Genomic DNA, 1,258 nt, shown 5'->3' with positions numbered 1-1,258 from the left:
CGCATTCTATGATAAAAAACAATTAAATTTAAAAGATTAACTGGCAAATTTATATGTATTTATATATGGCGTTTGTCTTTTAATTACAGAGAAGACACGTCCTATTATTTTGCATTTTACATTATTTAAGACTAACATAGCATTTTTGCCTTCTCCTTTTTTTCTTTCATAATATTCTTTGAGTTGCGGATCATGTTTTACCGCTACTAAAGCGCACATTTGTAATATTGATTTCATTTTTTTATCTGCCATATGATTTACTTTGGTACGTCCTTTTATACTCGAACCCGACGTATGTTCAAAAGGTGCGGTTCCAGCGTAACAAGCCAATTTTCTCGCATTATCAAATGCTGTAAAGCCTCTAGTAACAATTAGCATATAGATAGCCGTTTTATCTCCAATGCCAGGAACACTTTTAATCAATTCAAATTGTTTTTTCAATTCAGAATGACTAGATATTATTGCTTTCATTTCCTTCTCAATAGATTTTAATGTTCCTTTTAAAAACTTCACCGTTTTATTATTTATTCCTTTAACTGATTGATAAACTTGTTTTGGCATAAAATCAGCATTCTCTTTTGTCCGCTCAAAAATTTTAAATGCTTTCATTACTTTTTCTCTTTCGGTGAAAAGCAATTTTAATTGTTGAATTACTGTTTCTGGCAAAGTAGAGAGTTTTAGTTTGTCAACATTTCGAATACTGTACAAAGCAATGTCTTTAGCATCTGCTTTGTCATTTTTACCTCTCGAGATTCCTTTAGATCGTTTGATTTCAAGGGCTGGTACAATCCAGAAATCAAGATTGTTTTCAGATAAGCAGCTACTCAAAGGAAAAGTATAAACCCCAGTATTTTCAAAGCAAAATAAAACAGTAGTTAAATCTATCTTCTGTTTTAATAAGTTTTTAAAAATTTCCTTAACACCTTTTAAATTGTTTTCTACAATGAAATGATTAGTTACATTAGGAGCTTCTTTTTTTAAAAGAACTACATCCAATTTTGATTTTGAAATGTCAATACCTACATAAAATAAATAGTTTTTCATAACTTTGAATTTAGGATAAACAAAAATGTTGAACTTCTTTAGAGCCTTTATTAGACCTTGATGTCTATCATTCTATTTGAAGCAATTCAACGGGATTCAAGGAGAAGACAGAGGACTAATGCGCTACATAAGTCACAAGCTTGGCGGATAGCATAGTTCACCTCTGTTTTCCTTTGAATAAATTTAGTGTTTTATCAAATACAAAGTAAAGGCG

At 30.4% G+C, this 1,258-nt stretch carries 1 protein-coding gene; it reads right to left on the bottom strand.

What is annotated here, in order from left to right:
• Positions 1–36: 36 nt before the first annotated feature.
• Positions 37–1,044, bottom strand: a complete 1,008-nt coding sequence (locus DB891_RS17420; protein ID WP_116764839.1) for an IS110 family RNA-guided transposase — start codon at positions 1,042–1,044, stop codon at positions 37–39.
• Between the last annotated feature and the right edge of the window lie 214 nt (positions 1,045–1,258).

The sequence above is a fragment of the Flavobacterium laiguense genome (assembly GCF_003097655.1).
Classification (GTDB): domain Bacteria; phylum Bacteroidota; class Bacteroidia; order Flavobacteriales; family Flavobacteriaceae; genus Flavobacterium; species Flavobacterium laiguense.
The sequence above is the reverse complement of the archived record's forward strand: the minus strand, read 5'-3'. Positions and strand labels throughout refer to the sequence as shown.